The organism is Kitasatospora sp. NPDC057518 (genome assembly GCF_042802075.1).
Classification (GTDB): Bacteria; Actinomycetota; Actinomycetes; order Streptomycetales; family Streptomycetaceae; genus Kitasatospora.
The window spans coordinates 1-6533 of sequence record NZ_JBHVEU010000483.1; the positions used below are offsets into that span (position 1 = coordinate 1).

General features: G+C 74.3%; 7 protein-coding genes. 4 read left to right on the top strand and 3 right to left on the bottom strand.

The features are described 5' to 3' along the window. Window positions 1-35 precede the first annotated feature (35 nt). A complete protein-coding gene (locus tag ACFU7Z_RS33785) occupies window positions 36-194 on the bottom strand; it encodes a hypothetical protein (protein WP_181970410.1) in 159 nt (52 codons plus the stop codon). Then, window positions 191-2083, bottom strand: coding sequence for an alpha/beta hydrolase family protein (locus tag ACFU7Z_RS33790; RefSeq protein WP_380781739.1), 1893 nt, complete (start codon window positions 2081-2083; stop codon window positions 191-193). Before ACFU7Z_RS33790 ends, ACFU7Z_RS33785 begins: the two co-directional genes overlap by 4 nt. A gap of 352 nt (window positions 2084-2435) precedes the next feature. On the opposite strand from ACFU7Z_RS33790, the gene ACFU7Z_RS33795 reads away from it, so the two are divergent. After that, window positions 2436-3500, top strand: a complete 1065-nt coding sequence (locus tag ACFU7Z_RS33795; RefSeq protein WP_380781749.1) for a polyprenyl synthetase family protein — start codon at window positions 2436-2438, stop codon at window positions 3498-3500. A gap of 40 nt (window positions 3501-3540) precedes the next feature. On the opposite strand, the gene ACFU7Z_RS33800 is transcribed toward ACFU7Z_RS33795, so the two are convergent. Beyond that, the gene (locus tag ACFU7Z_RS33800; RefSeq protein WP_380781741.1) at window positions 3541-4536 is read right to left on the bottom strand and encodes a helix-turn-helix domain-containing protein; all 996 of its coding nucleotides are present in this window, start codon (window positions 4534-4536) and stop codon (window positions 3541-3543) included. 162 nt (window positions 4537-4698) lie between these two features. Between ACFU7Z_RS33800 and ACFU7Z_RS33805 the strand changes: the two genes are divergently transcribed. The 3 genes from ACFU7Z_RS33805 to ACFU7Z_RS33815 all read left to right on the top strand — a co-directional run. Beyond that, the gene (locus ACFU7Z_RS33805; protein WP_380781743.1) at window positions 4699-5052 is read left to right on the top strand and encodes a hypothetical protein; all 354 of its coding nucleotides are present in this window, start codon (window positions 4699-4701) and stop codon (window positions 5050-5052) included. Between the two features lie 148 nt (window positions 5053-5200). Further along, window positions 5201-5359, top strand: a complete 159-nt coding sequence (locus ACFU7Z_RS33810) for a hypothetical protein (RefSeq protein ID WP_380781745.1) — start codon at window positions 5201-5203, stop codon at window positions 5357-5359. Window positions 5360-5556: 197 nt separating this feature from the next. Next, the coding region (locus ACFU7Z_RS33815; protein ID WP_380781747.1) for an FG-GAP-like repeat-containing protein at window positions 5557-6533 on the top strand (977 nt) is incomplete at its 3' end.

The following is a 6533-nucleotide window of genomic DNA, read 5'->3' on the forward strand; positions in this document are numbered from 1 at the left end:
CCGGGGCACCGCGGCCGCCCCGGAGCGACGGGGGGTCACTTCTTCGCTTCCGGCTTCGGCTTCGGCTGCCCCTTCAGGGCAGGCGCGACCGGCGCGGCCTTGGTGATGTCGAGCGCGAAGTTCTGGACCACCACGGCGCCCCGGTCACGCTCCGGGGTGCTGATCGGGTCGTTCTGGATGCTGCGTCGCTTCATGGCTGTTCACCTCCTTCCATCGACTCGGCGGGTACCCCGGGGCGGTCGCCCCGGGGTGGCCGGGGGAGCGGTGGCGGCCAGGCGTGTTCGGCGAACCGGACCATCGCGGCCAGCACCGATCGGTGGTCGGCGGTCCGGCGGCTGTAGTGGCCGCCGTCCACCCAGAGCAGCTCGTGCGGCACCGCCAGCCGGCGCAGGTCCGCGGCGTACCGGGCGACCTGGTCGGGCGGGCACCGCTCGTCGGTCCGCGAGGCGACCAGCAGGACGGGCGAGCGGACCTGGTGCACGTACGTCCGCGGGTCGGCGGCTCGGTAGCGTTCGGGCACCTCGTCCGGGGTGCCGCCGAAGAGCTGCCGGTCGAGCTCGCGCAGTGCGGGGGTGGTGGTGCGGTACGTGGCGGGGTAGTCCGCGATCGGCTGCGCGGCCATGCCGAGCGACCACAGCTCCGGCTGCGCGCCCATCGCCAGCAGGGCCAGGTAGCCGCCCCAGGAGAAGCCGCACAGGCCGGTGCGCTCCGCGAGCGCCGTACCGTCGGCGACCAGCTCGGCGCGGACGGCGGCCAGGTCCTCGATCTGCGCCAGCCCGACCCGGTGGCCGTACTCGTGCTGCCAGCGGGTGCCGTAGCCGGTGGAGCCGCGGTAGTTGGTGCGCACCACCGCGTAGCCGCGGTCGACCAGGGCGTTCACCCGCGGGTCGTAGGAGTCCCGGTCGTGGGTGGCGGGGCCGCCGTGGACCAGGAAGAGGGTCGGCCACGGGCCGGGGCCGGCCGGGGTGCTGACGAAGCTGTGGATCCGCCCGTACGGCCGGGGCGTCCAGCGCCGGGTGCGGGAGGTGTCGCCGCCGTCCGGGTCGGGGTGGTGCGCCTCCGCCGTGCCGGGGCGCAGGACCAGCGGGCGGGGCGGGGTCGACTCCCGGCTCCAGACACAGTGCAGGGTGCCGTCCGGGGCGCAGGACAGGTCGTGGATGGTGCCGCCGGGGGTGCTGATCTCCTGTACGTGCGTCTGTACGCGCGTCGCCCCCTCCTGTCCCGGCGGCGGGTCGAGGTCGGCGAGGAGGAGCCGGCTCCGCCCGGCCCGCTCGTGCTGGATCAGCACCCCGCGCGGCCCCTGGTACCAGCCGGCCGAGATCTGCGAGTCGAAGGAGAGCCCCGGGTGTCTTCGCAGGCCCGTGCTCGCCCGCCAGGTCGCGACGGTGTACCGCTCGTCCTCCTCGGCCACCAGGAGCAGCTCCGGTTCGTGCACCGCGAGCGGGTTGAACTCGATCGGCCAGAGCCGCAGTCGGCGGTTCCCGGCGAGCCGCAGCGGACCGTCCACCGGGGTGTCGTGCTGGGCGTCTGGCCGGGTGTCCGTCGGCCAGAGGACCACCGAGTCGTCCCCGTCGGGGCGCCCGCCGAGGGCGAGCAGCCGGCCGTCCGGCGACAGGTCGGCCAGGCTCAGGTAGCCCGGCGCCGAACCGACCAGCCGGGCCTCGCCCGCGGGCGGTCCGACGTAGCAGTGCGAGGCGCCGTCGACGCCGACGGCCACCGCCGCGAGCGCGCCCGTCCGGTCGAAGGCGACGCCGTAGGCCCGCCCGGGCGGCACGCCGTGCAGCGCCGCGCCGCCCGCGCCGCCCGCGCCGCCCGCGCTGCCCGTGCCGTCCGTTCCGCCCGCGAACGGCTCGCGCCACCACCGCCCCTCACCGGCGCTGTCGGCGTCGAACCACCAGATGGCTTCGCCGTCCGGCTCGATCTCGCTGAGGTGGACGCCCCCCGGTCGGTCGGTGACCACCCGGCGCTGCCCCGTCCCCAGATCCCAGGCGACCGCCTGCCAGCGCTCCTCGACTAGCCGGGTCTCGACCGCGCGGTCGGCCGCGAGCGCGGCGAAGCCGGGGGACTGGAACGCCTGCGTCATGGACCCGGCCCTTCCGGCTCGACGGCTCGATGGTGGGAACAGGCTGCGCTGAACGTCCCGGGGCCGGTGCGCCGGTGTGAAGGTCCGGTGAACCAGCGTGAAGAAAGGGTCACTTGCGGAAGATTGCGGCCACTCTAGGGAGGCGCCGTGGCGGCGACCAGACCTTTCGCACAGTTGGCCGAAAGACGGCTGAAGTGACCGCCGGTAGGCGGTGATGCGGATGCGCCGGCAAGGCGCGGAGGCCACCGGCAACGGGCGTCCGCCCACGGGCCCGCCCCGACCCCGACTCCGACCCCGGCCGCGCGGCTGCGCCCGTACGGATGCGAGGCTGGGCCCCGTGAACGAGACGATCATGGCAGCCGCCCGCGAACGAGCCGCCGGACACCGGCGCCGGTTCGACCTCCGCTTCGAGGCCTACTTCGCCGCCCTGCCGGAGCGCCTCGACACGCCGCCGCTCAGCCGCTTCACCCCGCGCTGCCTGGAACTGCTGCGGGACCTCTCACTGCGCGGCGGCAAGCGCCTGCGGGTCGCCCTGCTGTACGAGGCCGCCCGCTTGGTGACCACCGACCCGGTGCCCGGCCTGGCGGAGGCCGCGCTGAGCATCGAACTGCTCCAGACGCACGGGCTCGTCCACGACGACATCATCGACGACGCGCCCGTACGCCGCGGCGGCCCCTCCACCTACTACGCCTACCGCCGGGAGTTCCCGGAGGCGGACCGCACCGCCCTCGGCCTGGCCGTCCTGGCCGGTGACCTCGCGGCCTTCCTGTCGATGCGGGTCCTGCTGGAGGCGGACGTCCCCGCCGAGCTGCGCCAGGCGATGCTGGAGGTGCAGCTGAACGCGGGCGCCGAGACCGTCACCGGCCAGATCGTCGACCTCGAACGCGATTTCCGGTCGCTCCCGGACGAGGAGTTCCTGCACACCGTCTGCGAGTACAAGTCCACCCGGTACTCGGTGCTCGCCCCGCTGCGGCTGGGGCTGCTGGCCGCCGGCGCGGACCTGGCCGCCCACGACGCACGGCTGCGCCGCTACGCGACCCTGGTCGGCATCGGCGGCCAGCTGCGCGACGACTACCTCGACCTGTTCGGCGACGAGGACGCCACCGGCAAGTCCACCGGCGCCGACCTCCGCGCGGGACGCCGCAGCTACGCCGTGAGCGCCCTGCTCGCCGCCGCGGACGAGGCCCAGCGGGCCGTGGTGGAGTCCGCGCTCGGCGACCCGCACTGCCCGGACGACACGGTCGAGCACGTCCGCGAGCTGGCCCGGCGGCTGGGCGTGGACGGCAGGCTCCGCTCCGACATGCGCCGCTGCGCCGAGGCGGCCCGCGCCGAGGCCGAGGGCTGGCGCCCGCACTGGCGGGAGGAGGCGGTGGCCTTCTTCGCGGGCCTGCCGCTGTCGAACGTGGTGCCGGACTGACCGGGCGGTGCGGGCTCCTGCACTCCGGGAAGAGCGCCGTTCAGACGCGGGCCGGGAGCCAGCCGTGCTGGACGGCGCGCACACCGGCCTCGAACCGGCTGCGGGCGCCGAGCCGCTCCATCAGTTCCGTGGCGATCCGCCGCGCCGTGCGCGGCGAGACGCCCAGCCGCTTGGCGATCGCCTCGTCGGTGTGCCCCTCGGAGAGCAGCCGCAGGGCGGCCGACTCCTGGCCGCTGAGGCCCCGGGAGTCGCGGACGGCGGGGCCCACCAGGGGCCGCGCGGCGTCCCAGACGTTCTCGAACAGCGCGCACAGGGCCGTCAGCGTGCCGTGCCCGGTCAGCACCACGGCCGCCGCCGCCGTGTCCTCGCTGTTCACCGGGATGACGGCGGTGGCGCGGTCGACCACGATCATCCGCGTCGGCAGCGACGGCACGACCCGCACCTGTCCGCCCCGCGCGGCGAGCCACGCGGTGTACGCGACGGTCGGAGCGCTGTTGCCCGCGCTCTCCAGGTAGACGGTACGGATCTTCACGCCGCGCCCGAGCAGCTCCTCGTCGAGCGGACGGGCCGCCTCGATGCTCTCCGGCGTGTGGGCGCCGTCGGGGGCGAAGGTCATCACCTCGTCCCTCACCTCGCGGGTGAGGGACGCCAGCCGGTCGCGGATCGCGTCCAGGCCGACCAGGTGCTCGACCCCGGCGTGCGCGGTGGCCGGACGGAGGTCCGAGAAGTCGGCGATGAGCTGCGCCGCCGCGACCCGGGAGGCCTCGATCCGCTGCTGCTGGACCGCCAGTTCGGCCTGTTGGCGGGCCATCAGGATCTCCATGCCGACGTCCGGCGAGACCGCGCGCAGCGCTCCGTCCCGCTCGTGCGAGGGCCGGACCAGGGCGAGCTCGCTGAGGGTGTCCAGCGCCGAGCGCACCTGCGCCTCGGTCAGTCCGACCGCTGCGCAGAGCCCCTGCACACCGTCCTGGGGACGGGCCAGCATGGCCCTGTACACGGCTTCCGAAGCGGTGTCCAAGCCCAGAACAGCCAGCATTTCCTACCCCCCGGTAGCGGTCCTGTGAACGATGCGCGCATGATCATCGCACGAAGATCCGCAGCTGGACCAGGGTTATCCCGTGGACCGTTCCGGCCACGGCCCGAAGCGTCCCGGGCGACCCCCTGTGCTCCGTCCGCGCGGCCTGGGAACGTCGGAGGCATGTACCTGATCCACGTTCAGCTGCTCGCCCCGGACGGGGCACCCCTGCCCGACGGCGTCGCCGACCTCGTCCGGTCCGTGGCGACCCCCGCGGACCGGCTGGAGCACGTCGCCGTCCACCCGCACGCCGTCCCCGACCCGGTGCTCGGCCTGTACCTCCTCGCCGACGGCCTCGCCGACGCCGAGTCCCGGGCCGCCGCGCTCTGCGAGCGGGCCGTGGCGTCCGCCGCACCGCTGCACGGCTGGTCCGTGGCCCGGGCCGGCGCCCCGCTCGTCTCCCCGTTCTACGAACTGGAACTGTCCCGATCCGGCCCCGCTGGACGGAACCGGCAGGGGACGTTTCCGTCCACCTGACATCCCTTCCGTCCGCCCCGGGCCCACGGCCAAGGTAGTGATCGCCGGCCGGGAGCACCGACCGGCAAGGCCACCAGGACGAAGCGTCACCGCGGGACGCACGGTCCGGCCGCCCCCACTCGGCCCACCTCCGTGGAAGGACCCCACCATGCTGCGCACCCGTCTCGCCAAGGCCGCCGCGGTCGTCACCCTCGCCGTCGCCGCCGCGCTGCCCGCCGTCGCCCTGTCCGTCGCCGGGCACGCCACCGCCTCCGTCTCCCGCGTCGAGGCCGCCGACGTGCACGACGAGAACATGATCTGGCAGTAGCCGGTCACCGCCGCGGGCGCCCACGACCGCTGCTCCTGCAGGGCAGCCGTCCCGCCCCGCGCCCACTGAACACCGGTCCCGGTCTCCGGCGGGCCGGCACGGTCTCCGTGCCCGTCGCCACCGCCCGACCCGCGGACCGTCCCTCACCGTCGCACCACGCCTGTCCCCGCCATGCCCGAAACAGGAGAAAACCCACCATGCGCAAGCGTTCCCTCCGCACGCTGGTCACCGCGGCCTTCGCCACCGCCGCGGTCACCCCCATCCTCATGCTGACGGGAGCCCAGATCGCCGTCGCCAGCGTCGGGTCGAACATCGTCGGCACCGCCGAGGCCAACCTGGGCCACGGCGCCTGCGACACCAACAGCGCCGGCGGCAGCGGCTACTACACCAGCTGCGGCGAGAACTGGTGCGCCGACTTCGCCCGCTGGGTCTGGGCGCAGAACGGCGTCAACGTCTCGGGGCTGACCTCCGGGGCCGGCAGCTTCGGACAGTACGGCTCCGGTCTGCACTCGACCCCCCGCGTCGGTGACGCCGCCGTCTTCAACTACAACGGCTCCGACTACGCGGAGCACGTCTCGCTGGTCGTCTCGGTCAACTCCGACGGGTCCGTCGGCACCATCGGCGGCAACCAGGGCAACAGCCAGGTCACCCGCGGCACCATCACCGCCGGCGGGATGTACGGGTCGAAGCACGTCAGCGGCTACGTGTCGCCGATCGGCGGCCGGGGGTCCTCGGCCGGTACGGAGTCGGGTGGGGCGGGTCGGGTGCGGTGGGCGGACTTCGACGGTGACGGCCGCGCGGACTACGTCATCCTCAACGACAACGGTTCGGCGCGGGTGTTCCTGAACAAGGGCGGTGACGGACACGGCGGTTGGAGCGACCTGGGGCAGGTCACGACGGGGATGACGAGCGACCGCAGCCGGGTGCGGTTCGCGGACTACGACGGCGACGGCCGCGCGGACTACATCCTGATCAACGGTGACGGTTCGGTGCGGGTGTTCCTGAACAAGGGCGGTGACGGCCACGGTGGTTGGAGTGACCTGGGTCAGGTCGCGACAGGGCTCACCGCCAACCCGGCCCAGGTGACGTTCGCGGACTTCGACGGTGACGGTCGTACGGACTACGTCATCACCCAGCCGGACGGTGCGGTGGGTGTCTTCCGCAACACCGGGAT

Bases quoted from the DNA above. Each gene is read 5' to 3' on its own strand.
- ACFU7Z_RS33805 (WP_380781743.1), top strand. From the start codon at position 4,699: ATGTACCTGATCCACGTTCAGCTGCTCGCCCCGGACGGGGCACCCCTG.
- ACFU7Z_RS33810 (WP_380781745.1), top strand. From the start codon at position 5,201: ATGCTGCGCACCCGTCTCGCCAAGGCCGCCGCGGTCGTCACCCTCGCC.
- ACFU7Z_RS33795 (WP_380781749.1), top strand. From the start codon at position 2,436: ATGGCAGCCGCCCGCGAACGAGCCGCCGGACACCGGCGCCGGTTCGAC.
- ACFU7Z_RS33800 (WP_380781741.1), bottom strand. From the start codon at position 4,536: ATGCTGGCTGTTCTGGGCTTGGACACCGCTTCGGAAGCCGTGTACAGG.
- ACFU7Z_RS33785 (WP_181970410.1), bottom strand. From the start codon at position 194: ATGAAGCGACGCAGCATCCAGAACGACCCGATCAGCACCCCGGAGCGT.
- ACFU7Z_RS33790 (WP_380781739.1), bottom strand. From the start codon at position 2,083: ATGACGCAGGCGTTCCAGTCCCCCGGCTTCGCCGCGCTCGCGGCCGAC.